The 24,242-nt window shown below is 72.4% G+C and carries 21 protein-coding genes, 3 pseudogenes and 1 riboswitch; of the genes and pseudogenes, 12 read left to right on the top strand and 12 right to left on the bottom strand.

Annotation, left to right across the window (positions count from 1 at the left end; all coding sequences use genetic code 11):
- Positions 1–107: 107 nt before the first annotated feature.
- Positions 108–1,796 (top strand): IS66 family transposase, encoded by a 1,689-nt coding sequence (locus tag CcI156_RS05930; RefSeq protein ID WP_083718328.1) that lies wholly within the window; start codon positions 108–110, stop codon positions 1,794–1,796.
- Positions 1,797–1,860: 64 nt separating this feature from the next.
- On the opposite strand, the gene CcI156_RS05925 is transcribed toward CcI156_RS05930, so the two are convergent.
- The 3 genes from CcI156_RS05925 to CcI156_RS05915 all read right to left on the bottom strand — a co-directional run bounded on the left by CcI156_RS05925 (position 1,861) and on the right by CcI156_RS05915 (position 3,089).
- On the bottom strand, positions 1,861–2,301 hold the full coding sequence (locus tag CcI156_RS05925; protein ID WP_254847290.1) for a transposase: 441 nt from the start codon (positions 2,299–2,301) through the stop codon (positions 1,861–1,863).
- 111 nt (positions 2,302–2,412) lie between these two features.
- Positions 2,413–2,742 carry a helix-turn-helix domain-containing protein gene (locus tag CcI156_RS05920; protein WP_076804668.1) on the bottom strand — a complete coding sequence of 110 codons (330 nt, stop codon included), beginning with the start codon at positions 2,740–2,742 and terminating at the stop codon, positions 2,413–2,415.
- Positions 2,739–3,089 carry a type II toxin-antitoxin system RelE/ParE family toxin gene (locus tag CcI156_RS05915; RefSeq protein ID WP_011437268.1) on the bottom strand — a complete coding sequence of 117 codons (351 nt, stop codon included), beginning with the start codon at positions 3,087–3,089 and terminating at the stop codon, positions 2,739–2,741. Before CcI156_RS05915 ends, CcI156_RS05920 begins: the two co-directional genes overlap by 4 nt.
- A 470-nt stretch (positions 3,090–3,559) precedes the next feature.
- Between CcI156_RS05915 and CcI156_RS05905 the strand changes: the two genes are divergently transcribed.
- The 8 genes and pseudogenes from CcI156_RS05905 (at position 3,560) to CcI156_RS05885 (ending at position 7,900) form a co-directional block, all read left to right on the top strand.
- Positions 3,560–4,531, top strand: a complete 972-nt coding sequence (locus CcI156_RS05905; RefSeq protein ID WP_083718326.1) for an Rpn family recombination-promoting nuclease/putative transposase — start codon at positions 3,560–3,562, stop codon at positions 4,529–4,531.
- A 301-nt stretch (positions 4,532–4,832) separates the two neighbouring features.
- Entirely contained in the window at positions 4,833–4,985 is a 153-nt protein-coding gene (locus CcI156_RS26620) for a hypothetical protein (RefSeq protein ID WP_011437266.1), read from the top strand.
- A 119-nt stretch (positions 4,986–5,104) separates the two neighbouring features.
- Positions 5,105–5,303: riboswitch (cobalamin riboswitch) on the top strand.
- A 35-nt stretch (positions 5,304–5,338) separates the two neighbouring features.
- Positions 5,339–5,992 (top strand): annotated as a pseudogene (gene bluB / locus CcI156_RS05900) (5,6-dimethylbenzimidazole synthase); the annotation flags it as partial.
- A pseudogene (locus CcI156_RS27595) lies at positions 5,934–6,158 on the top strand (hypothetical protein); the annotation flags it as partial. The pseudogenes bluB and CcI156_RS27595, both read left to right, overlap by 59 nt.
- A gap of 45 nt (positions 6,159–6,203) precedes the next feature.
- Positions 6,204–6,377 carry a hypothetical protein gene (locus tag CcI156_RS26610; protein WP_235187108.1) on the top strand — a complete coding sequence of 58 codons (174 nt, stop codon included), beginning with the start codon at positions 6,204–6,206 and terminating at the stop codon, positions 6,375–6,377.
- Entirely contained in the window at positions 6,374–6,763 is a 390-nt protein-coding gene (locus CcI156_RS05890; RefSeq protein WP_076804664.1) for a type II toxin-antitoxin system VapC family toxin, read from the top strand. Before CcI156_RS26610 ends, CcI156_RS05890 begins: the two co-directional genes overlap by 4 nt.
- Before the next feature lie 59 nt (positions 6,764–6,822).
- Entirely contained in the window at positions 6,823–6,999 is a 177-nt protein-coding gene (locus tag CcI156_RS25495; protein WP_023841116.1) for a hypothetical protein, read from the top strand.
- Positions 7,000–7,315: 316 nt separating this feature from the next.
- Positions 7,316–7,900, top strand: coding sequence for a superoxide dismutase family protein (locus CcI156_RS05885; protein ID WP_011437263.1), 585 nt, complete (start codon positions 7,316–7,318; stop codon positions 7,898–7,900).
- A 120-nt stretch (positions 7,901–8,020) separates the two neighbouring features.
- On the opposite strand, the gene CcI156_RS05880 is transcribed toward CcI156_RS05885, so the two are convergent.
- On the bottom strand, positions 8,021–9,646 hold the full coding sequence (locus CcI156_RS05880; RefSeq protein ID WP_011437262.1) for a serine/threonine-protein kinase: 1,626 nt from the start codon (positions 9,644–9,646) through the stop codon (positions 8,021–8,023).
- 374 nt (positions 9,647–10,020) lie between these two features.
- The gene (locus CcI156_RS05875; RefSeq protein ID WP_023840780.1) at positions 10,021–11,787 is read right to left on the bottom strand and encodes an LppP/LprE family lipoprotein; all 1,767 of its coding nucleotides are present in this window, start codon (positions 11,785–11,787) and stop codon (positions 10,021–10,023) included.
- A 534-nt stretch (positions 11,788–12,321) separates the two neighbouring features.
- Here CcI156_RS05875 and lat point away from each other — a divergent pair.
- The 3 genes from lat to CcI156_RS05860 all read left to right on the top strand — a co-directional run bounded on the left by lat (position 12,322) and on the right by CcI156_RS05860 (position 17,350).
- Entirely contained in the window at positions 12,322–13,746 is a 1,425-nt protein-coding gene (gene lat, locus CcI156_RS05870) for an L-lysine 6-transaminase (RefSeq protein WP_254847291.1), read from the top strand.
- Complete coding sequence (locus CcI156_RS05865) at positions 13,743–15,428, top strand: aldehyde dehydrogenase family protein (protein ID WP_076804662.1); 1,686 nt, start codon at positions 13,743–13,745, stop codon at positions 15,426–15,428. Before lat ends, CcI156_RS05865 begins: the two co-directional genes overlap by 4 nt.
- Before the next feature lie 254 nt (positions 15,429–15,682).
- Positions 15,683–17,350 (top strand): MFS transporter, encoded by a 1,668-nt coding sequence (locus CcI156_RS05860; RefSeq protein ID WP_371681767.1) that lies wholly within the window; start codon positions 15,683–15,685, stop codon positions 17,348–17,350.
- Positions 17,351–17,408: 58 nt separating this feature from the next.
- On the opposite strand, the gene CcI156_RS05855 is transcribed toward CcI156_RS05860, so the two are convergent.
- The 7 genes and pseudogenes from CcI156_RS05855 to CcI156_RS05835 form a co-directional block, all read right to left on the bottom strand.
- On the bottom strand, positions 17,409–18,911 hold the full coding sequence (locus tag CcI156_RS05855) for a class I SAM-dependent methyltransferase (protein ID WP_023840778.1): 1,503 nt from the start codon (positions 18,909–18,911) through the stop codon (positions 17,409–17,411).
- A gap of 133 nt (positions 18,912–19,044) precedes the next feature.
- Entirely contained in the window at positions 19,045–19,221 is a 177-nt protein-coding gene (locus tag CcI156_RS25490; RefSeq protein WP_011437256.1) for a hypothetical protein, read from the bottom strand.
- An 8-nt stretch (positions 19,222–19,229) separates the two neighbouring features.
- Positions 19,230–19,472, bottom strand: a pseudogene (locus CcI156_RS05850) (PHP domain-containing protein); the annotation flags it as partial.
- Positions 19,473–19,533: 61 nt separating this feature from the next.
- Entirely contained in the window at positions 19,534–21,162 is a 1,629-nt protein-coding gene (locus CcI156_RS05845; RefSeq protein ID WP_076804730.1) for a pyridoxal-dependent decarboxylase, read from the bottom strand.
- Between the two features lie 61 nt (positions 21,163–21,223).
- Positions 21,224–21,940, bottom strand: coding sequence for a hypothetical protein (locus CcI156_RS24540; protein WP_051569466.1), 717 nt, complete (start codon positions 21,938–21,940; stop codon positions 21,224–21,226).
- A 106-nt stretch (positions 21,941–22,046) separates the two neighbouring features.
- On the bottom strand, positions 22,047–22,223 hold the full coding sequence (locus tag CcI156_RS25485; RefSeq protein ID WP_023840775.1) for a hypothetical protein: 177 nt from the start codon (positions 22,221–22,223) through the stop codon (positions 22,047–22,049).
- 304 nt (positions 22,224–22,527) lie between these two features.
- The gene (locus CcI156_RS05835; RefSeq protein ID WP_035731820.1) at positions 22,528–23,796 is read right to left on the bottom strand and encodes a DEAD/DEAH box helicase; all 1,269 of its coding nucleotides are present in this window, start codon (positions 23,794–23,796) and stop codon (positions 22,528–22,530) included.
- Positions 23,797–24,242 lie beyond the last annotated feature (446 nt).

Genomic DNA, 24,242 nt, shown 5'->3' with positions numbered 1-24,242 from the left:
GCCAGAGAGTGTCCATTCACGGGTGTGCCGGGGTAGCCCGCTGACCTTGGGGTTTGTGTTGCGGGGACGTGCTGTGGCCGTTGCTTGATCCTGGTGGCTGGGCGTGGATGATCAGGGTTGTGGCTGAGCTGTCCGCGTCGTCGTGGGAGTCGCGTCTCGCGGCTGCCGAGGCGCGGATCGAGGAACTCGCCGTCGGGCAGGCCGCGTCGGTGGCGGCGAACGAGCGGTTGGTGTCGGTCAACGAGCGGCTGCGTCGGGTCGTGGAGGACTCGGCCGCGCGGCATGAGGTGGAGCTTGGCGCGGTGCGCGCCGAGCGGGACCGGGCCGTGCGGCGGGTCGAGGAGCTTGAGCTCGAGTTCGCCGAGCTGCGCCGGCGGCTGTCGCGGGACAGCACGAACTCCTCTGTGCCGCCGTCGAAGGATCCGGTCGGGGCGAGGGAGAAGCGGRAGGCCGAGCGGCGGGCGTCCTCGGAGCGGGTCCGGTCGAAGGAGAAGAAGCCGGGTGGGCAGCCGGGTCATCCGGGGGCGGGGCTGGCCCGGGAGGAGACGCCGGACCGGTCGTTATCGGCGGACCCGCCGTCGGAATGCTCGTCCTGCGCGGCGGATCTGTCCGGCGCGGGGGTGCTGGCGGACGGGTGGGCGCAGGCCTGGGACCTGCTCGAACCGGTGCTGGAGAAGGTCGAGTGGGCGCTGCCGCGGCGGCGCTGCGCCTGCTGCCGGAAGGTCACCACCGCCGTGGTTCCGGGGGTGCGGCACGCGGCGGCGGGCGGCGTGTCCTACGGGCCGCGGCTGAACGCGGCGGCGGTGCTGCTCGCCTCCGAGGGCAACGTGCCGGTCGAGCGGGCCGCGATGGTCATCCACGCGCTGCTGGGGGTGCCGGTCTCGTCCGGGTTCGTCGCCCGCGCGAACGAGCGGCTCGCGCAGGATCTTCAGGCTGCCGGGTTCGACGAGGCGATGAAGGCGGCGCTGCGGGCCGAACCGGTGCTCTGCGGGGACGAGTCGCCCGTCAACGTGCTGCGCAAGGATCGTGACGAGGTCACCGGCACCGCCCTGTCGGGCACCCCGCACCTGCTGGTGGTGCGCACCCCGGCGCCCGGGCTGGTCTGGTATGCGGCGATCAGCTCCCGCTCGTCCGGGGCGATCGACGCCACCGGCGTCCTCACCGGCTGGCACGGCTACCTGACCCGCGACGACTACGCCGGCTGGCACCAGTACGACCCCACGCTCGCCGGCGTGCAGTTGTGCTGTGCCCATCTCATCAGGGCGTTGCGTGCGGTGCTGATCCTCGCGCCGAAGGTCCAGAAGTGGGYGGGCCGGCTCATCGACCTGCTCCGCGAGGCCAACGGCCTGGTCGTCGCCGCCCGCGCCGCCGGGAACAGCCGCCTCGGCCAGGCCGCGATCGACGCGCTGCGGGCCCGCTACGACGCCGACGTCCGGATCGGCGAGCTGACGAACATGTCCCGCCCCTGGGCCGACSAGAAGAACCATCCCGGCCTGGTCCTGGCCCGCCGGCTCGCCGCGAAGGCAGACCAGGTCTGGCTCTTCACCACCGACTTCAAGATCCCATGGACGAACAACCCCAGCGAGCAGGCCATACGCCTCCCGAAACGCCACCAGGCCGTCTCGGGCTACTGGCACACCCCCACCATGGCCGCCTACCTACGCGTGCGCTCCTACCTCGTCTCCGCCCGCGACCACGGCCTGACCGCCGTCGACGCCATCCGCCTCGCCCTCGCCGGTACGCCCTGGATGCCAGCCAGGCGCGCGGCCAGCCCCACACACGCTCTCGCCACCTAAACCAACATCAACACGGGGCTGCTCAAGCCGTCACCCGTGAATGGACACTTGACTGGGGGCGGGGTCAAACGGTCGTAGCGACGCCTCGATAGGATGATCGTGATGGCGTCGAGGCTGCGGGCAGCCAGGTGCACCAGCGCGGTCCGCTTGATCTGTGACCACACCCCTCCGCCGGGTTCAGCTCGGGGGCATAGGCCGGCAACGCCACCACGCTCACCCCATCGGCGTGTTCCTGGAGAAACGCGGCCATCTCCGCCTGGCGGTGGATGTTCAYCCCGTCCCAGACCAGGATCATCCGGCCCCCGGGAAGCTGGGCGTGCGCGGCGGCCAGCAGATCCCGGCAGTCCTGCCAGCCGATGCCTTTCCGGCCGCTGCCACCACGCCAGGTCCGGGCCCGGTAGAGCAGCCCTGGGCCGCCACCCGGGGCGGTAGCAGACCATCGGCGACCACACTCACCCGTCCGGACCCGCCCGGCCGGGTACCCGCACCACCGGTGTTCGCCCACGTCGACCCCAGGTCCGTGCCCGTGGCGGCCTGCGGCTCTGTCCTGTCTCGCCGAGGAAACCCGGCCCAGGCCGCTTGCTCCAGACAGTGCGGGGGCGTGGTTTGTTGCCTGTCACGCAGCGGGCGTGTCGGTGCCGCGCAGGATGTAGAGATCGTCGCCGAAGACGGCGGTGATCTGGATCTGGCCGCCGAGGGCCTGGACGTAGCGGGCGATGACGTCGACGGTGGAGACGTCGCCGCGTTCGATCTRGGAGACCCGGCTCTTGCTGACACCCATGTGCTCGGCGACCTCGGTCTGGGTCAGGCCGAGGAGCCTGCGGCGTTCAGCGAGGCGGTGGCCGTCGATGTAGGCCTGGTTGCGCCTGCGGGCCTCGGTCAGGGTCTCCTCGGCGTCGGCGATCAGATCGGCGCGGACGTCGTTCCACCGGGGGAATCTGGTCATGAGCTGCCCTCCTCGGCTTCCCGTTCCTTCATGTACTCGGCGTACAGCGTCTCCGCGCGTGGGATCGCCGTGCGGTACCAGCCGGACCAGTCGCCCGACTTGTCCCCACCGACCAGCAGGATGGCGCAGCGCCAGGGATCGAAGACGAACAGGACGCGGATCTCCGAGGTGCCCGCGGAAGCTGGCCTGAGCTCCTTGAGATTGTGGATCTCCGAGCCGACCAGGCGGTCGACCAGTGGTCGGCCCAGGCTTGGCCCGGCATCGGCCAGCCGATCGATCGCGTCGACGACGAGCGCCCTGGACCTCGGATCGAGCTCGTTGACCCAGGCCAGGAACTCGTTCGTCACGCGGACTTCCCATTCGTCCACAGACAGAGTTTAGCAAATTCTCGACCTCGGACGTGGGAGCGGCGGCGCCGGGCTCGCTGTCTTCTACGTGGCCGGCCGTGGTGTCTCGACCTCGCGGACACGTAGCGTGGCCACGTCGCGTACCCGAGTTTCGGTGAAATCTGCGAGCAGATCTACTATCCCGTGCTTGAGGCAACCGTAGGCCGGCCGTACGCGCGGCAACAGCGACACCACCGGCGCGATCCGCGGCGGTGGTGTCACCACGGGGCTGAAGTGGAAGCGCCGGCGTGAGCCGCTGTCGATCGTCGGCGAAGTGGACGCCGCGGTACGCGAGGCGTGCTGGGAACTCGGCGCTATCGTTGCCGCCAGTCTGGCAGACGGCTTGAGCGCCGCCCCCGTTGGCCGTGTGGATCGGGAGCTAGCTGTGCGGCGCCGTCTGGGATGTCGGTGTTCGCCGGTACGGTGCCGCCATGTCGAGTCCGCCTTCGCCGCATGACGCGGTGTTCCGCCGGGTCCTCGGTGTGCCGTCGAACGCGGCGTCGCAGCTGCGCGCGACGCTGCCGGCGGCTCTTGTGGCCCGCCTCGACCTCGACCGGCTGGCGATTGTCCCYGGTAGCCTGGTCGACGCCACGCTGCGGTGGCGGCACACCGACCTGCTCTTCACCGCTCCGCTTGACGGCCATGAGGCGTTCATCTACGTCCTCGTCGAGCACCAGAGCAGCAGCGACCCGCTTATGGCGTTCCGGATGCTGCGTTACGTCGTGCGTGTTTGGGACCGCTACCTGGCAGACCATCACAAAGCGGCCCGGCTGCCAGCGGTGGTCCCGCTGGTCGTGCACCACAACGAGCACGCGTGGGTCGCCCCGACTCAGGTGCTCGACCTGGTCGACCTGGCTCCGGACCTCGCCGGCGCCTGGCGGGAGCATCTGCCCCGGTTCCAGTTCCTGCTCGATGACCTGGTTCGCGTTGACGAGCGGGAGCTGCGGGAGCGTCCGCTGACGCACTCGGTGCGGCTCACTCTGCTCCTCCTCAAGATCGTCCCTGGTAACCCCCGGCTCGCCCAGGACCTGCGACCGTGGGTCGACGAACTGCGCGCGGTCCTCGACGGCCCGGATGGCAGGGAGGAGTTCGCCACTTTGCTGCGTTACATTGAGCTGGTCGGAGAAGCGGACGCCCGCGACGAGTTGCATGACCTGATCGCCGGCCTTGGACCTGAGGCGGAGGATGCCTACATGACCATCGCAGAGATGCTMCGTGCCGAGGGTCGTGTCGAKGGCCGCGTCGAGGGTCGTGTCGAGTCGCTCCTCCAGCTGTTGACCCTCAAGTTCGGTCCGCTTCCCGAGGCCGCGCTCGCCGCCGTGCACGACGCCTCCGCCGGCCAGCTCCAGACCTGGACCGCTCGCGTCCTGACCGCCGACACGCTCGACCAGCTTTTCCTCTGACCAGCTRCAACGCCGCGGTAGCTCTCTTCGCGCGGGTTGCCTGTCAGCACGAGCACGCGTCCTGACGTGCCTTCAGCCCGGCCGCGGCGATGTTGGCCGGGTCGCCGCGGGGGATCGCGTCGGTGACCACGCGCACCAGGCGCACCCCCACCCATATGCACTTACTGGCCTTCCCGGACATGGATGATCCGTTCGGGTCCCCCGCTCCGACCGTGGTAGCCGTACCCCCCCTGTTGCGGAGATCATCCGGGCGCTCACCGCGACGGACCTGACAGCCGTCCCGCTGCGCTCGTTGCGGCAGGTGACCGAGCTACGGCTCGGCCTGCCCCAACCACGCGACGACCGCGTCGCCGCGCTCACAGCGGCGCTGGCCGGTGATCCCGCCGATCCGCGGACTCGGGCCGAGTTCGGCGCCACCGTCGGGGCGAGTGAACGTACAGTGAACGTACCTTGAGCCGCCTGTTCCGTTGCCAGACCGGGATGACCTTCCCGCAGACCGTGCTCAGGTCCCCCAAACTCACCGGTCGACGGATCGCCGTCACCTTGGTATGTCGATTTATCCTGTATCGTCCCCAATGGCATCATGAGCGGGGTGCCCCGGGGGACCGGGGAGAATCGGGAAGCCGGTGAAAGTCCGGCACGGGCCCGCCGCGGTAACCGGGAAGTCGCCGTCCATGCGCGTCGCGCAGCCACTGGGCCCTCGGGTCCGGGAAGGCGGACGGCCGGCGTTGATCCGGAAGTCCGAAGACCGGCCCCGCATCGACGTCGCCCGTCGTCGTGCGGGCGGCCGGACAGCGGGAGCCTGCCATGCCCACCGACAGCCACCCTACGAACCTCCGCCCCACGGACCTCTACGATGTCCTGCACCGGCGGCGCGACGTGCGCGGCCAGTTCACCGGCGCGCCGATCCCCGCCGACGTGCTCGACCGGGTGCTCGGGGCGGCTCACGCCGCGCCGAGCGTCGGCCTCAGCCAGCCCTGGGACTTCATCCTCGTCACCGACGAGCGGTCCCGGCGGGCCTTCCACACCCATGTGCACCGCGAGCGCGCCGTCTTCGCCGGGGCCCTGGCCGGTGAGCGTGCAGCCCGGTTCGCCCGGATCAGGATCGACGGCATCCTGGAGTCGTCGTTGTCGCTGGTTGTGACCTACGATCCGCACCGCGGGGGGCCRGCGGTGCTGGGGCGGCACGCCATTGCCGACGCCGGCTTGTACTCGGTGTGCCTGGCGATCGAGAACCTGTGGCTCTCCGCAACCGCCGAGGRCCTCGGGGTGGGCTGGGTGTCGTTCTACCGGGAGCCGTTCGTTCGTGACCTGCTCGCCATCCCCGCCGACATCCGGCCCGTGGCGTGGCTCTGCCTCGGGCCGGTAACCCACCTTGAGCACGTTCCCGACCTCGAACGCCATGGCTGGGCCCGGCGGCGTCCCCTCGCCGACGCCGTCCACGCCGAGCGCTGGGGCGCGATGCCGTCCGGGGGCGCGATGCCGTCCGGGGACGGTGCTCCCGCTGATCCTGGAATCGAGGGGCCAGCGGGTGTCCAACACTTGTTGGACTTCAGGTATGACTGTGGTGAGCATGCGGGATCTCAGCCACGCCGTGGGTACCTGGGTTGACCGTGCGCACGCGGGAGAATCGATCGTCATCACTCGCAACGGACGACCGTGGGCGAGGCTGGTGCCCGAACTGACGCAGACGGGCAGTGACTACCTGGACCAACTCGTTGCCGAGGGGCGCGTTACCGTCCCCACCGCGAGCCTGGCTGATCTCCCCGAACCGACGTCTACGGGCAGCTGGGACGGCCGTGACTCCGTGGACGTGGTGGCGGAGCTACGCGGGGAATCTTCTTGAATTATCTGGACTCCAGCGCATTGATGAAGTTGACCCATCCGGAGCGTGGGACGCGTGCGCTGCGCTCCTGGCTTGCCGTCCGGCCAGGCGTCGCGGTGTCGTCCGCGCTTGTGATGCTCGAAGTGACCCGAGCGTTGCGCCGCAGCGACCCCGCCGCTCTTCCCCGTATCCCCGACGTCCCGTCGCGGATCACGCTCGTGYCCATCGACCAACCGATCATGGTCTCCGCCGCGGCCTTGACGGATCCGTTGCTGCGTTCGCCGGATGCCCTGCATCTCGCGACGGCGCTCCGGCTCGATGCGCCGTCACTGGTCTTCGTCAGCTACGACAAGCGCCTGTCGACCGCCGCCGCCCAGGAAGGCCTGACCGTTGCTGTGCCCGCCTGAGCCAGGTATGAGTATGTACCCATACCCATACCCTACGAGCGTGTGAAGGGAGACGTCCCGTGACCGATGCCAACATCCGCATCCCTGGTGAGGCAGGCGACCGGCTCGCGGAGGTCGCGGCGGCCGAGGGTCTGTCTTTGCGCGCCTATCCCGCCCGTCTCGCTGATCAGGTCCTCACTCTGGACGACACTGCCTTGGTCGCAGCCGGCCGGGCAACGTCCTGGCGTCTCGCCTGATCCACCGGGCGCATGCCGAGCCTGGCTGGTTTCTTCGCCCGAGCCGGTGGCCGGCGTTGGGAGCGGACCATGCCTGAGGAAGGGTGGACCATGCCTGAGCAAAACGTGGCGTCCGAGCAAAATATGGCGTCGGTGCTGCCCCGGTCCTTGGGTACTTCCTCGGATTCGCGCCGAGGATGGTGAGCCGGGCACCCCCGTTCGGCCCCACGTTTCCGTTCAGGTCGTGTTGAGCATTCCCGAAACCTGTGGCCAGGCTAGGCTCGTCCCACGTGAACGGCGTTCCCGAGCCACTGAACTAGCCGCTGAAAGGATCCTCATGCGACGGCGTCTGTCGATCACCCTGGCCGGCCTCGGCTTGTTCACCGCGTTGTTCGCCGCTGCGGCCTCGGCGGTGGCACCGGCGGCTCCGAGCGCCACGAGGGTCGTCGCGGAGCCGGTCGCGTTCACGACCTGGAACGAGAAGCAGCCACCGGCGGCCGTCACCTACGACCGGCATCTCGTTCCGGTCGGCGCCGGGGCGGTCGTACTGGCGGCCGGCGGACCTCGTACCGTGGTGGGCTTGGTGGTTCAGGGGCTGCTGCCCGGCCACAGGTACGGGGCGCATGTTCATCAGAAGGCGTGCGGCGCGACGGGTACGGCGGCCGGGCCGCATTACCAGAACGTGCCGGACCCGGTACAACCCTCTGTCGATCCGGCGTACGCCAATCCACACAACGAGGTCTGGCTGGATTTCAGTACGGACGCCGACGGCAACGGCCAGGCGTTCGCCGTCGTCGACTGGAACTTCCGAGCCGGCGGTGCCAGGGCCGTCGTGCTCCACGAGCACGGGACGAGTGGCATGCCCGGCGAAGCCGGATCCGCCGGTCCGCGGGCGGCCTGCATCACCGTTCCGTTCTCCTAATCTTGTGGCGAAGCCGAAGGCGGCGGTCGCGTAGCCGGTTTGCCACAGTCAGAGTCTCCGGTGCGTGGTGGATGAGCACCAGGACGCCGGACGGTGGCGTGACGCGGCCGTGCGGCGGGTTCAGCAGGGCGGTGCGGTCGTCGCGCCCCCGACTGGGGCGCCCGTCGGGCAGCTTGTCGCCGTGGTCGAGGCGCCCGGGCTCGGCGACGGGGTCGGCGCGACCGTCGGGGAGGCGCCCGTCGGCTGCGATGGCCGGCTCGTAGGCGTGGCGCTCGGCTGCGCGCTCGCCGTGGTGGGTACCGGTGTCGCAGTGCCCGGGTCCGTCGGTGTCATCGGCTGTTCGTCGCCGACCGGGGGTGGGCTGGCCGGGCCGGGCCGAGCCGGGCCGGGCCGGGTGCCCGGCGTCCACAGCGGAGCACCGGCCGGCGGCTGGTTCGCGGGGCCGCCGGGGGCCGCCGGGCCGAACGACGGGGCGGGGGCGGCCGGTTCCACCTGGGGATCGGAGCCGCCGGCCCCGATGAGCGCGGCGACGAGCCCGACGAGCCCGACGATTCCAGCGAGCAGGACGACCGGCAGCGCTCCGTGCGCGCCCGGTGCCTGCCGCCGCCAGGACGCCGGGAGCCGGCCGAGCAGCATGCCGAGGAGCCCGCCGTCCGCCGGGTGTCGCGGCGGACCGGCTGCGCCGCCGTCGGCGGGATCCTGCACCGAGCCGTCCGCGCCCCGGCGGGGCACCGGGACGGTGCGCCACGACTGGTCGTCGCCCGGCGGTGGCGTCGGCCGGTTGGCCAGGGGATGGGTCGGCTGATCGGGCCGGTCAGGGTCCAGCGGCGCGCCGTTGCTGTTGCTGCCGTTGCCGGGTCCCGCGCTCAGCGGCGGGCGGGCCTGCCAGGGGGTGAGGGCCAACGCCGCAGCCCGGTCGGCGTCGGCCGGGGTGCGGACCGCGGAGTCCGAGACCAGGCTGCGGACCAGTTCGGCGGCGCTCGGGCGCTCCTCCGGCCGACGCCCGAGCGCCGCGCGCACCAGCGGGGCGAGCTTCACCGGCACGCCGGCGATGTCGGGTGGTCGGTCCTCGCGCATCCTGGTCAGCACGTCGGACTGCTCGGAGGCGAACGGCGGATGTCCCGTCGCCGCGTACGTCACGCAGGCGCCCCAGGCGAACACGTCGGCGGGGGGCCCGGCCCGTTCCCCGCGCAGCTGCTCGGGCGCCATCCAGGCCAGCGTGCCAATGAGAATCCCGGTGCGGGTGTGGCTGGGGATCCCCGAGGCCCGCGCGATGCCGAAGTCGATGACCTTCGGGCCGTCCCAGGCCAGCAGGATGTTCGAGGGCTTGAGGTCGCGGTGCACCACTCCGGCGGCATGGATGGCGATCAGCGCGTCGGCGAGTCCCACGCTGAAGCCGTGCAGCAGCCGTTCCTCCAGCCGGCCGTGGCGCAGCACCGCGTCGGCGAGGCTGGTGCCCTCCACGTATTCGGTCGCCAGCCACGGCGACGTGGCCTCGGGATCGGCGTCGAGTACCGCCGCGACCGCCCGGCCGTGCACCCGGCGGGCGGCGGCCACCTCGCGGCGGAACCGTTCCCGGAATTCGGGGTCGTCGGCGAACCGGGCGTCGGGAACCTTCACCGCGGCGGCCCGGCCGTCGGCGTTGAAACCGAGGTACACGGTGCCCATGCCGCCAGCGCCGATCCGGTTGTGGATCGTGAACGGGCCGACGTGGCGCGGGTCGTCGTCAACAAGCGGGGTCAGCATCGTGCCGCCTGTCCTGATCGCCGCGTTCGGTTCCGCGTTCGGTTCCGCGTTCGGCCGTGAGACTCGGAATGCCGGGGCTCACCCGAAAGCTCACTCCTTCGTCGGCGGTGGGCACGGGCCGAGGCCCGATGGCCGCCGGCCCGCGCCGCACCGGTGTCCGTGGGTCGACGGCATTCACAGCGTCATTCACAGCGTCCACGGCATCCGCGACGTCCACGGCCCCGCGAGACCCCTAACCCTGAACCGTAATGCTTCCAGCGCAGCGATGTGCGGCTGGGCGCGGAGGCGGGCGCCTCGGGTCCGCCACCCGCCACCGCCATCCGCCACCCGCCATCCGGTACCGCCCGCCGCCACCCGGACCCCGGCGGACGGCCCTACCGTCGGCTGCCGGAGACATTCGGGTCGCTCGGCGGAATCTTGTCCAGGGTGGAGAAGATTGTGCCAGTCCAGCGGAAGCGGACGTCGGCGTGGCCCGACGGGGCATCGACCGGGTCCCGCGGGTCGTAGGTGGCATAGCGCAGCACGACCTCATGATCGTTGCGCTGGCGCTGGAGGGTGATGCGCGCGCTGGGTGCCTTCGTGTCCGTGCCACGGTACTCACCGTCGGCGAAGACGAAGGCGAGCTGCCGGGGGGTGTCCCCGGCCGGCTGGCCGGTGCCGATCACTACGTTCAGTCGCCGGTCGGCCGCGTAGGTGCTCATGTCCGGCTCATAGCCCTTCCGGCGCACCGTGGCGGCGGCGTCGGCGGCGGACAGCGTCGCCACCGTGGTCGCCACCGTGGTCGCCACCGGTGTCGGGCTCGCTGACGCCGACGCCCGCGCCCGCGCCGATGCGGGCCCGGTTGTGGCGGGCGGCGCGGCGGCCTGCAACGGACCCGTCGTCCCGGCGGCCTGCAACGGACCCGTCGTCCCGGCGGCCGTCCCCGCCGTCGCCAGCGGGTCTGGCGTCGACCCCGTGATGGTGGGCGTGTCGTCGCTACGGTTGAGCACCAGGGCCGCCGCGAGGCCCCCGCTGAGCAGCACCGCGAGCAGCGCGGCCACCGCCACGACGGCTCCACGCCGCCCGCCGCCCCCGCTCCCGCCTCTGCCCGACCCGACGCGCCACCCGTCGTCCTCCCAGCCGTCAGCGCCGTGGCTCACGGTCGGCGGGGCGGACGCGCGGTGGTGGGCGGACGCGCGGTGGTGGGCGGACGCGCGGTGGTGGGCGGGATCGGGACCGTAGCCGGCGTCGCGGTACCCCCCGTGGGGACCCTCGCCGTCCGGCGGGGTCGGCGGCAACGACCACCAGCGGGCCAGCGCCGTCTCGCTGGCCCGGTCCGATTCGGCGGGGGAGCGGACGTCGTGGCCGACCAGTCGGGCGAGCAGCTCGGTGGCGGCGGGGCGGCGCGCCGGCTCCTTGTCCAGGGCCGCCCGCACGACGCCGACCAGGGACGCGGGCAACCCGTCGAGGTTGGGCTCCGCGGTGAGGATCTGCAGGCCGATCGCCTCCGCCCGTTCGCCCCGGAAGGGGGGCCGGCCGGCGGCGGCGAAGGTGACGCAGGCCCCCCAGGCGAAGATGTCGGCCGCGGGTCCGGCCCGCTCGCCGCGCAGCTGCTCGGGCGCCATCCAGACCAGGGTGCCGATCAGCATTCCCGTCCGGGTGTGGCTCGTGTTGTCCCCGGCGCGGGCGATGCCGAAGTCGATGACCTTCGGGCCGTCCCAGGTGAGCAGGATGTTCGCCGGTTTGAGGTCGCGGTGCACCACCCCGGCGGCATGGATCGCGACCAGGGCGTCGGCCAGACCGACGGCGAGTCCCTGGACCAGTCGATCGTCGAGCTGGCCGCGGGTGGCGACCGCGTCCGCCAGGTTCCTGCCCTCGACGTACTCCGTGGCCATCCACGGCCGTTGCCCGGTCAGGTCGGCGTCGAGCACAGCGGCGACGGCGCTGCCCCTGACCCGGCGGGCCGCGTCGACCTCGTGCCGGAAACGGGACCGGAACTCGGGATCGTCGGCGAGTCCGGCCGACGGCACCTTCACGGCCGCAGGCCTGCCGTCGGTGCCGAAACCGAGGTAGACGACGCCCATCCCACCCGCGCCGATGCGGTTCGCCAGCCGGTAGGGGCCGATGCGTCGGGGATCGTCCGTGGTCAGGGGCGTCAGCACGCCGCTTGCCTTCTCTCCGTCGTCGGGTGTCGGGGTAGCCCGGGTGTCGGGGTGGCCCGGGTGTCGGGGTGGCCCGGGTGTCGGGGTAGCCCGGGTGTCGGGGTGGCCCGGCGGTTCCGGCGCACCTCGCGACGGTGCGGGGTGGAGATGCGCCGATTGTCTCCCGTGCCGTCCCCTGCACTCATCTGACGGCGTTGCCTTCGCTCTGTGTCAAGTGTCCGCCACTTTATGTGTGCGGTGTGGTCGACGCGCCGCTCGCGGTGTGGTTGACGCGTCGCCGCTACGCCCTGACGACCTTCGCGCGAAGATTTGTCCAATGCTTGGTATGGAACGAAAGAATTAGAGGTTGTAGCGTAATCTTGCAGGGATATTTTCGTAAGAAGATCGACGTCGCCGAGACGGCTCGTGGGATGGCGACGGGATCCGGATGAAAGTGGTCCGGGGGAGGAGAGCGGGATGGTCGTCCCCTTGCGGTCAGCCCAGCCCTTGCGGTCAGCCCAGGTGTCTGCGTCCGGTGCCCGGTCGGCGGACGCGATGCCGGYGGAGGGGCTAGCGGCGGACGCAGTGCTGAGCACGCTCGGTCGTCACGTCCTCGTCGACGGCTTCGACCTCGTCTGCGACCTGGCGATGAGCCGCGGCAGCGTGCTCGTCGACGCCCGTGATGGGCGGCGCTATCTCGACCTCTACAGCTTCTTCGCCTCGGCGCCGCTCGGGATCAACCCGCCGGACCTCGTCAACGACGCGGGCTTCGTCGCCCGGCTGGGCCGGGTGGCGGTCAACAAGCCGGCGAATCCGGACGTCGCCACCGTCGCCTACGCCGAGTTCGTGCGGACCTTCGCCCGGGTCCTCGGCGATCCGCAGTTGCCGCATCTGTTCTTCGTCGAGGGYGGGGCCCTGGCGGTGGAGAACGCGCTCAAGTGCGCCTTCGACTGGAAGAGCCGGCACAACGCGGCACACGGCCGTCCCGCGGCGCTCGGCCGTCGGGTTCTGYACCTGCGGAACGCCTTCCACGGACGCAGCGGCTACACCCTCTCGGTCACGAACACCGATCCGGTCAAGACCGAGCGTTTCCCCGTCTTCGACTGGCCGCGCATTGACTGCCCGGCGATGATGTTTCCCTGCGTGGGGCCGGCCCTCGACGCCGTGATTGCCGCGGAACGTGTCGCGCTCGGCCAGGCCGAGGCCGCCTTCGCCGCCCATCCCCACGACATCGCCTGCTTTCTGGCCGAACCGATCCAGAGCGAGGGCGGGGACAACCACCTGCGGGCYGAGTTCTTGGCCGCGATGGCCGCGCTCTGCCGGCGCCACGACGCGCTGTTCGTGCTCGACGAGGTGCAGACCGGTGTCGGCGCCACCGGCTCGGCGTGGGCCTACCAGCAGCTCGGCCTGCGCCCGGACGTCGTCGCGTTCGGTAAGAAGGTCCAGCTCGGCGGGGTGATGGCCGGCCGGCGGGTCGACGAGGTCGCCGACAACGTCTTCCGCGTGCCCGGGCGGATCAACTCCACCTGGGGTGGTGGCCTGGTGGACATGGTCCGCGCCACCCGCATCCTGGAGATTATCGAGGCACAGGGGCTCATGGCCCGGGCCGGCGAGCTCGGCGTGGGCATGCTTGCCGGGCTGACGGAGCTCGCGGCCCGCCACTCCCGGCTGCTGCGTAATCCCCGTGGGCGCGGTCTGCTCTGCGCGGTGGACCTGCCGGGCAGCGCCGTCCGGGACGAGGTGCTGCGGCGGCTGCGGGTGCGCGAGGGAGTCCTCGCGCTGCCCGCCGGGGAACGGGCCATCCGGTTCCGACCGGCGCTGACGGTGAGCGCCGAGCAGCTCGCCGCCGGGATCGCGGCCCTCGGCCGGGTCCTCGACGGACTGCCGGGTGGTGGATTGGACGGGCTGGGCGGATCCGATGGGCCGGGCGGATTAGATAGGCCGGATGGACCCGGTGGACCGGATGGGGGATCGTCATGACGCTGGTACGGCCACGGCGGGTTGGTGCGCTCATTGGCGGACGTCCGCGGGACGGACGTCCGCGGGACGGGTGCGCGCCGCCCGGCGCGGCCGAAGCGGAGCTCACCCCGGTCCGGACGGTGCCCTCGACCAACCCGGCCCGGCTCGACGACGTGGTCGCCGAGGTCGAGCTGGCCGGCCCGGAGACGATCCTTGCCGCCGCGGTGGCGGCCCGTGACGCCCAGCGCACCTGGGCAGACGTGCCGGCCCCGGTCCGGGGAAGCGTGATCGGCAATCTCGGCCGGCTCGTCGCGGACAACGCCGCCGCGCTCGCCCGGCTCGTCACCCGGGAGATCGGCAAACCGGCGGCCGAGGCTCGCGGCGAGGTCCAGGAGATCATCGACACCTGCGAGTTCTTCCGCGGCGAGGGACGCCGGCTTTACGGCGAGACCGTTCCCTCCGAGATGCCGGACAAGCAGCTGTTCACCTTCCGGGAGCCGGTCGGGGTGATGATGGTGATAACAGCGGGGAACTTCCCGGTGGCGGTGCCGTCCTGGTACATCGTGCCGGCCCTGCTCGCCGGCGACACCGTGGTCTGGAAGCCTGCCGAGTACGCGGCGGCCTGCGCGCAGGCCCTGGTCGAGCTGATGGCCGCCGCCGGGGTTCCCGCCGGCGCGGTGAACCTCGTGCCCGCCGACGGCGCGGCGACGTCGCTCGGGCTGGAGCGGGCGCTGGCGGCCGGCGTCGTCGACAAGGTCGGCTTCACCGGATCCACCGAGGTCGGCCGGTTCATCGGCGCCCTGTGCGGCCGGTACCTGCAGTCGCCGTGCCTGGAACTCGGCGGGAAGAACCCGATGGTCGTTGCGCCCGACGCCGATCTCGACGCCGCCGTCGAAGCGGCGGTGTTCGCCGGGTTCGGCACCGCCGGGCAGCGGTGCACCTCGCTGGGTACGGCGATCGTGCACGAGTCGGTGCATGCCGAGTTCGTGCGTCGGCTCGACGCCGCCGTGTCCGCGGCGGTCGTCGGCGATCCGACCCGGGACGTGCTGTACGGGCCGCTGCTCGACGCCCGGTTCGCGGCCGGGTTCGCCGACCATCTCGACCTGATCCGGGACCATCACCGGATCTTCGGGTCCACCGCGGTGGGACGGATCACGTCGGCCGGTTTCGGGACGTCGGCCGGTTCATCGACGCCGTTGACACCGGCAGGGCCGGGAAGGTGGCCGGGCGGACCGCGTCGCGGCTTCGTCGGCGATCCCGACTCCGGGCTGTACTACCACCCGGTGGTGCTCGACGGCGTGCGCCCGGACGACGAGGTGTTCCGCGAGGAGACGTTCGGTCCGATCATCGGCGTTACCACCTACCGCAGCCTCGACGAGGCCATCGACCTGGCGAACCTGCCCGGCTACGGGCTGTCGTCGTCGATCTACACCGGCGATGCGGCGAGCGCGTTCCGGTTCCGGCGGGGGGTGCGGGCCGGGATGGTCAGCGTCAACTCCTCGATGTCGGGCGCGGAGGCCCACCTGCCCTTCGGTGGCAACGGGCGGTCCGGTAACGGAAGCCGCCAGTCCGGTCGCTGGGTCCTCGACCAGGTCACCCGATGGYAGTCGATGAACTGGGACTACTCCGGCAGGTTGCAGAAGGCCCAACTCGACACGGCCGTGCCCCCGGCCGACCTGTCCTTCCGCCTGTCGGACCCGTGACGTTCCGACTGAGACGGGTGCCGTGCTGCCGTGCTGCCGTCTCGCCGTGCTGCCGTGCTGCCGTCTCGCCTCATGGACCCGATGGGGTTTTCTCGACGATGCGGAACAACGCGGCTGGTCACGGCGGATCGGGGCGTCCGGAGGTTCCGCCGTCCCGGTGCGTTGTCGCATCTCGCCGCATCCAGGACTGGGCCCCGGCGCCGGGCGCCGGTCCGCGCCATAGTCGGCGCATGCCAGACCTGGTGATGCAACCGATGCCCGGGATGCGGCCGACCCCCGGCACACGACGGGCCGGCCGCCGGGAATGGGCCGGTCTCGCCGTACTCGCCCTGCCCTGCCTGCTGCTGTCGATCGACGTGACCGTGCTGTACTTCGCCCTGCCGTTCATCACCGCACGCCTCGCCCCGAGCGGCGCCCAACTGCTCTGGATCGTCGACATCTACTCCTTCGTGCTCGCCGGCCTGCTGATCACGATGGGGACGGTCGGCGACCGGATCGGGCGTCGCCGGCTCCTGCTCTACGGCGCGGCCGTGTTCGGAACCGCGTCGGTACTCGCCGCCTACGCCACCGGCCCGGTCATGCTGATCCTCGCCCGGGCGGCGATGGGCGCCGCCGGTGCCACCCTGATGCCGTCGACCCTCGGGCTCATCCGGGTCCTGTTCGTCGATCCGGACCAGAGGCGCGTCGCCGTCGCCATCTGGACGGCGAGCTTCTCCGGCGGTGTCGCGCTGGGACCGCTGCTCGGCGGCTTCCTGCTGGAGCACTTCTGGTGGGGTGCCGTCTTCCTGATCAATGTGCCGGTGATGCTCCTGCTGCTGGTGCTGGGTCTCGCGTTCCTGCCCGAGTTCCGGGATCCGCGTCCCGGCCGCTTCGACCTGACCAGCGCCGGGCTCTCCCTCGCCGCCGTCCTCAGCGCGGTCTACGGCATGAAGCRCATCGCCGAACACGGCTGGACCGCCGTTCCGATGACCGCCTTCGTCGTCGGTGTGATCCTGGGTGGCCTCCTTGTGGTCCGGCAGCGCCGGGTCGACCAACCGCTGATCGATCCGCGGTTGTTCGCGTCCCGTGCCGTGCGCACGGCGTTGGCCGTCAACGCCCTCGCCCTGTTCGCCCTCGTCGGGTTCAGCTTCTTCGCCACTCAGTACCTGCAGCTCGTGGCGGGCCTGACCCCGCTGGTCGCCGGACTGTGGACGATGTTGCCGGCGACCGCAATGATTATCTCTGTGCTGGCCGCCCCCCGGCTGCTGCGGCTGCTGCGGCTGGGCGGCGCGCTTGGCGCGGGGCTGGTCGTCACCGCGCTGGGATTCGGCATCGCCAGTCGGCTCGGCGTCTCCGGGGGTCTGCCGGTGCTGCTCGGCGCCTATGCCGTGCTGATCAGCGGGGTCGGTGTCGTCCTCACGATCTGCACCGACGTCGTGCTCGGCAACGCCCCACCCGAACGGGCGGGTTCGGCCTCCGCCCTGTCCGAGTCGGCCATCGAGTTCGGGGGCGCGCTCGGGGTCGCCGTTCTCGGCAGCATCGCCACCGCCGTCTACCGGAACGAGGTGCCGACGCGGGCACCGTCCGGCCTGCCCACGATCGCGGTCGACGCGGCGCGGGAGACCCTCGGCGGTGCGGTGGAGGTCGCCCACCGGCTCCCCGGCGGCCTCCACCCGGGTGGTCTTGGCGACATGCTGCTGCGGGTGGCACAGGAATGCTACGTCGACGCGATGTCGGTGACCGCCCTGATTGCCATGACGGTCATGGCGGTCACGGCCATCGCCGTCGTGGTGGTGCTGCGCCGGGACGCTGCGCCGTCGATGCCTGAATCGTCAACGGTCGGATCGTCAACGGCCGGGGACGCGGTCGCCGGGCGGGCCGAGAGCGTCGGCACCGAAGGGTCCGACCGTACGGTGGCGGACTCCGCCGCTCCCGGGGCATAGGCGTCGCTTCCGATCGTAGACGCCGCTCCCGGGCGGGCTCCCGGGCGGCATAGCCGGGTCAGCCGGCCGTCGACTGGCTCGGTGCGGTCGTGGGCGTCGGTGCGGTCGTGGGCGTCGGTGCGGTCGTGGGCGTCGGTGCGGTCGTGGGCGTCGGTGCGGTCGTGGGCGTCGGTGCGGTCGACTGGCTCGGTGCGGTCGTGGGCGACTCGAAGCGGGGCCGCAGGGGCATGCCGGCGGTGCCGGCGTCCGGCCGGACCGCGAGGGTCTGGTGGATCTGGGTCCGCCCGCTCTCGAAGCTCAGCGCCGATCCGGCCATGTAGAGCCGCCAGACGCGGGCCCGACCCGCCCCGACCATGCCGACCGCGGCCGGCCAGTTCTTCTCCAGCAGGCGTACCCAGGCCCGCAGGGTCAGCGCGTAGTGCTCGCGCAGGGACTCGACGTGGCGCGCCTCGAAACCGGCCGCCTGCATCAGGGAGACCATGACCCCGATCTCGTGTAGTTCCCCGTCCGGGAAGACGTAGCGCTGGAGGAAGTCGCGTCCCCTCGGCAACGGGACCGGGCCGAGGCCGGGCCGGGCCCGGCGGGCCCCCGCGGGGTCGCCGGGAAACGAGATGCCGTGGTTGAGCAGGCGCCCCCCGGGGCGCAGCAGCCGGTACAACTGGTCGAAGTAAGTCGGGAGCATCGCCCGGCCGACGTGTTCCACCATGCCGATGGAACTGATCGCGTCGAAGGGGCCGTCCGGGATTTCCCGGTAGTCCTGCAGGCGGATCTCGATGACGTCGGCGAGGTCCGCCTCGGCGACGAGGCGGCGGGCCTGCGTGGCCTGTTCCACCGAGATGGTCACCCCCACGCCGCGGACCCCGTGGTGGCGGGCGGCGTGGATCAGCATGCTGCCCCAGCCGCAGCCGATGTCCAGCAACCGCTCGCCGGGACGCAGGCCCAGCTTGCGGCAGACCAGCTCGTGCTTGGCGTTCTGGGCGGCGTCCAGGCCGACCTGCTCCGATTCCCACACCCCGCAGGAATAGGTCATCGTCGGGCCGAGGATGAGGCGGTAGAACGCATTGGACACGTCGTAGTGATGGGATATCGCCGCCGCGTCCCGGTCCCGGGTGTGCTGCCGGCCGCGCAGCCGGGCCTCCTCGGGCGGCGGGGCCGGCATGCGCGGGCCGAGTTCGCGCAGCAGGGTYGCGGCGGCGCGGGCGGTCGCGCCGGTCAGCCGCGAGCCGGCACCGGCGATGCCTCGGCGCACCGCGAGGGCGGCGAAGATGTCCCCCTCGACGTCGATCTCCCCGGCGACGAAGGCCCGCGCGAAGCCCAGCTCACCCGGGCGGAACAGAATGCGGCGCAGCGCCTCCGGCGAGCGGACCAGGATCCGGGTGGTGGTGTCCGGTCCCAGCACCGAGCCGTCCCACAGCGCGATCCGTACCGGCGGGTCGTCCCCGATCAGGCTCTCGAACAAGATGCGCGTCGCCCGCGCCACGTTCGGTGACCACTGCGGCTCCCGGCGCGGAATGGTCGCTTCGGCAGGGTCGTGCTCCGCCGGCTGTCGACTGATCGTCACGGCGCATCCTCCGGTTGTTACCTGGGCTCATCGTCCCCCGGAAACCTGCTGCCGCAACGGTGTCGGGTGTTGCATGTCCGTATCCCCGACGGGATCCTCGGTAGCGGGAATGCTCCGGTCCGTCCCGCGCCGCTCAGGCCACGGCGGAGGCGCCGAGCAGGGCCTTGAGGTCGCCCATGAGGGCCGGAGTGCGCTGGACCGTATGCGCGTCGTCGAACCGGAACACGGTGGTGCGGCTCGCGGTCTGCAGCCGCAGGTGCACTTCCGTCCGCCCGGGAGGGGCGCCGAGAACCTCCCGCAGCCGCTCCACCGTCAGCGGCGCACCCGCTGCTTGAGCGGGCGGGATTCCGGCGCGACGTACGCCTCGCAGCCGATGATGGGCTTGACGCCGGCCGCCGTCGCCTGCTTGTGGAAGTCGTAGGCGCCGTACATGTAGCCGTGATCGGTGATTGCGACCGCCGGCATCTGCTGGCGGAAGACCTCTTTGAGCATGTCCTTCAGCCGAGCCGCCCCGTCCAGTGTCGAGTACTCGGTGTGAACGTGAAGGTGGACGGAAGAGTTGGACCGTCAGACCTTCCCGCGCGCGCGGTCCGGACACCTCCGCCGTCGTGTCTGCCGGGTACTACGAAGCGATACCGCCGCGGTGCGTACCGCCGCCGCTCGGCGCCGCCACGGTCGTCCCCCGCACGGTCGTCCCCCGCACGGTCGTCCCCCGCACGGTCGTCCCCCGCACGGTCGTCCCCCGCGCCTCGGCGACGGCGGCCTCGATCACCGCGATCGTCCGCTCCACCTCGCCGTCCGAGGTCGACCAGTTGCTTACCGAGATGCGCATCGCCGTGCGCCCCCGCCACACCGTGCCGCTCACGAACGCCTCGCCGCTCGCCGTCACCGCGGCCGTGACCGCCGCCGTCAGCCGGTCGCCCTCCGCCCGCCCGGCCGCCGTCCGGTCGCCCTCCTGGTCTGCCACCACCCGGATCAGCACCTGGTTGAGCTCCACGACGCGGCCCGGGCCGGCTGACCCGGCTGACCCGGCTGACCCGGCTGGGCCGGCCACCGAGTTCAGCACCGTCACCCCGGGAAGAGCGGCGAGCCGCACGGCGAAGCGGTTGGCATACTCGCAGCACCGGTCCACCAGATCGCGCAGCCCCGCCCGGCCGAGCGAGCGCAGCGCCGCGTATACGGCGAAGGCCCGTGCCCGGCGGCTGAACTCCGGTGTCCAGTCGACCGGGTCGAGCCGGCCGGCGGAGTCGAGGACGAAGTAATCCGCCGAGACCGACATCGACCGCCGGTGCGCCTCGCGGTCCGCGATGAGCGCGATCCCGCAGTCGTACGGGACGTTGAGCCACTTGTGGCCGTCGGTCGCCCACGAGTCGRCCCGCTCGACCCCGGCGACGWGGGCGCGCCGGGACGCCGCCGCCGACACCGCCGCCCACAGCCCGAACGCACCGTCCACGTGTACCCAGGCGCCGTGTTCGCGGGCCAGCGCGCACACCTCCTCGAAGGGGTCGAACCCGCCGGTGTTGACCTCCCCCGCCTGGGCGATCACGATCGTCGGCCCGCTCCCGCCGCTCTCGTCGGCAAGGGCCGCCCGCAGCGCCTCGGGGCGCATCCGCCCGAGTTCGTCGGCCTCGACGGCGATCGTCGCGCGGGTGCCGAATCCGAGCAGGCGCAACGCGGCGTCGACGGTGGCGTGCCGGGCGGCACCGACCAGGACCCGCACGGGCGGCGCCCCGGCGAGACCGTCCGTCTCGACATCCCAGCCGGCCCGCGCCAGCACCCGGTGCCGTGCGGCCGCCAGGGCGGTCACGTGCGCCATCTGGGTGCCGGTGGTGAACCCGACGGACACCCCCGACGGCAGGCCGAGCAGTTGCGCGATCCAGCGGCCGGTCAGCGCCTCGACGGCGCTGGCGGCCGGGGAGAGGGAGGCCAGGGCGGCGTTCTGGTCCCACACGACGGTGAGCAGGTCGGCGGCGAGCGCCGCCGGCAGGGTCCCGCCGACGACGTAGCCGAAGAAGCGGCCCGAGCCGGTCGCGGTGAGGCCGCCGGCCACCGCGTCGACCAGGGCGTCGATGACCGCCACCGGGTCGCTCGGGCCTGCCGGCAGCGTGTCGCCGAGCCGGCGGCGGACCTGCTCGGCGGTCAGGCTGGGGCCGACCCGACGATCGGCCAGACCCGCCAGGTAGGCGTCGGCATGCCCGGCGGCGGCGCGCAGTGCCGCGCGGAGCGCGTCAACGGGCGGCATGCCTCGCATCGGTGGATCTCCTCGTCCGAGATGGATGATCGTTCGCCAGCGGGTCCGATGCCCGGCGGCGTCAGTCGGCCGCCACCGCCGCCGCCGGGCGTGCGCCGCCTCCCGGCCCAGCCAGTCCAGCACCAGCTCGGCGGTGAGCCTTCGCCTCAAGCATCGGCATGTGGCCGAACCTGTCGAGGATCTCCACCCGCCAGTCCGGGCGTTCCGCGGCGACATGGCGTGCCACGCCCACCGGGATCAGCCGGTCGGCGGAGCCGTGGACGAGCAGCGTCGGTTGCCGGACGGTGCGGACCATGTGCGCGAGCGAGGCCGGGCGCACCAGTGACCAGACGACCGAGCGCGCCGCTCCCACGTACGCCTGGTCCGCGCCGGGGATCCCGCCGCGCTCGCTCTGCGCGCGCACCATCGCCGCGATCGCCGCCGGCGGGACGCGGCCGGGGTCGGCGCAGAGCCGCCGCAGGTTCTCGTCGACGAGCTGGTGGGGGGTGTAGCGGCCGCGGCGGTACGCGAGGACCGCCGCGGCGAGGCGGGGGACCGGCAGACCGGGGTGAGCAGTGGGGCGAAGGCGAGCCAGGGGAGGTGGGAGCCGCCGAGACCGTGCGCGCACAGCAGCAGCGGGCCGTCGGGTGGCCCCCCCGAGGTCGACGTAGTGCACCGGCCCGTCCAGCTGGGCCCAGAACGACCGGTGGTTCTCCCGRCCGAACGGGTCCGCCGAAACCGGGGGTGTGGTCACCGGGGGTGTGGTGACCGAGGGGGCGGTCACGTCGCGGCTGCTCATGCTGTGACGGTAGGACGACGCTCCTCGTGGCCGACAGACCCGCCAGCGGTGAAGCCGACGGTGAAACAGCAAGGCCGGCCGCCCGACGGCGGCCGACCTCCAGAAGTCACAGTGACCGGGAGGCGCCGAGCCGGAGCCGGTTCGGGTTTGCGACGGACCCGAACGAGAATGTCTCCGTGGCCGGCTCGAAGACCTCCGCGCCGTCGAGGACGCCGGAGCCGGTCTCCCGCTGACCTGGTAGGGAAAGCCCCGGGACCAGGTGGGTCGTCTCATCCTGTTCCATGCGCAACGCTCCTTCCATCGTTACCGACACCTGTCCCTAAAACGGTATCGAGTGGACGTGGCGCGCAAAGTCTCCAAGTGATCCTGGTCACACCACAAATCCGAACGATGGCGATGCGTTGCGCCCTTCATTGGCCGTCGGATGGCCCTGGCATGCGCGGATCGTGCGCAGAGCATGCGCGAGCCGTTGGTCAGGCGCGTTCAACCGGCCAACCGGCCCGGTCGAAACCGGGGCCGGTCGGCCGGAGCCCGCGGCCGGGGCGGGACGTCCGGTCGGGCCCGCAGGGGCGCGCCGGAGCCGGCGGTCAGGCTGTCGGTGCCGGTGCGGTGGAGGCCGTTCCGGGAGCGGCGCCCCGGCGCGGCGGGCGGCCGTGCCCGGTCGCCGGCCGCCCGAACCGGTGCCCCTCTCGCCGGGCGGGCCGGTGCTCGTTGCCGCGAGGCGTACCGCCGCCGCGCGGTCCCCGCCCGCCGCCCGTGCGGGCTAGCGGGATCTCGTCCTTGCTGATCCGGGGCGCGGGCGGCCCGGCGAGCTCGAGCACGATCGGATCGTCGGCGGTCGTCGGGATCGGCCTCGCCTCGATCCCGACGGCGCGCAGCAGCCCGCGCACCTTGCCGCGTTCGGCGGGCAGGGTGACGAGCACGTCCGCACCGTCGGCGCCGGCTCGGGCGGTCCGTCCGCCTCGGTGCTGGTAGGTCTTGGCGTCCTCCGGCGGACCGAGGTGCACGACGAGCCGGATGCCGTCAACGTGGATGCCGCGGGCGGCGACGTCGGTGGCGACCAGCACCCGGTAGAAGCCGTCGGTGAAACCGGCCAGCGCCCGGGTCCGCGCCCCCTGTGGCATTCCGCCGTGCAGCGGCTCGGCCGGCACCCCGGCCCGGCTCAGCGACTCGGCCACCCAGTCGGCGTCACGCTGGGTGCGCACGAACACCAGGGTGCGCCCCGAGCCGCCGGCGAGCGCGGTCACCAAGGCGACCTGCGCGGCCCGGTCGACGGCCTCGAGCGCGTGCCGGGCGAGCGTGGTGACCTGGGAGACCTCGGAGTCCACCGCGACCAGGACCGGGTCGGGCAGGTAGTCGCGCACGAGCACCTCGACCTCCCGGTCGAGCGTCGCGCTGAACAGCAGCCGCTGCCCGTCCGCCGGAGTGGCGTCGAGCAGTGCCTTCACCGCGGGCAGGAAGCCGAGGTCACACATGAAGTCGGCCTCGTCCAGGACCGTGATCTCGATCCCGTCCAGCACGCACGCGCCGCGCTCCACCAGATCGGTGAGCCGACCCGGGGTGGCGACGACCAGGTGCACACCGCGGCGCAGCGCGGAGATCTGCCGGCTGATGGACGTCCCGCCGTACACCGGCGCGAGCCGGAGGTTGAGCGCCTTGGTCAGGGGCTCAAGCGCGTCGTTGACCTGCTGGGCCAGCTCGCGGGTCGGCACGAGGACGAGCGCACGGGGCCGGCGGGGCTGGGCCGGCCCCTGGCCGGCCAGGCGGGCGAGCAGCGGCAGCCCGAAGGCGAGCGTTTTGCCCGAGCCGGTCCGGGCCCGGCCGAGGACGTTCTCCCCGGCGAGGACGTCGGGCAGGGTCGATGCCTGGACTGGGAACGGGGCGGCGATGTCCCGGTCGGCCAGCGCCTTGATAAGCCGGCGGGGCAGGCCCGCGGCCTCGAAGGACTCGGCCGGCGGCCGGGGCTCACGCGTGGTGATGGTCGGTCCGGCCGGGCGCGCCGGGCCACCGGAACGGGAGCCGCTGTACCGCGGGCCGCGCCCGCCGGCGCCGCGGCCGCCACCCCGGGCCCCGCCACCGCCCGGACCGCCGCGGCCCCGGGCCGGGCGAGGCTGGCGCTGCGGGGCGTGCGACTGCTGGGAGCCGGGGGACTGCTGGCCCGGGTGGGACTGGGAGTTTCCGTACTGAGACAGAGGATCCGCCGATCAGGTCAGGGCCGCCATGGGTCCACCCGGACTGGATGAGGTGTCCCACACCAGTCCGCGTATCGTCCGGAGGCCGGGGGTACGGCCGGGTTTCGCGA

It is taken from the genome of Frankia sp. CcI156 (assembly GCF_001983015.1).
GTDB classification, from domain to species: Bacteria; Actinomycetota; Actinomycetes; order Frankiales; family Frankiaceae; genus Frankia; species Frankia casuarinae.
This window is presented reverse-complemented; position numbering and strand designations above follow the sequence as displayed.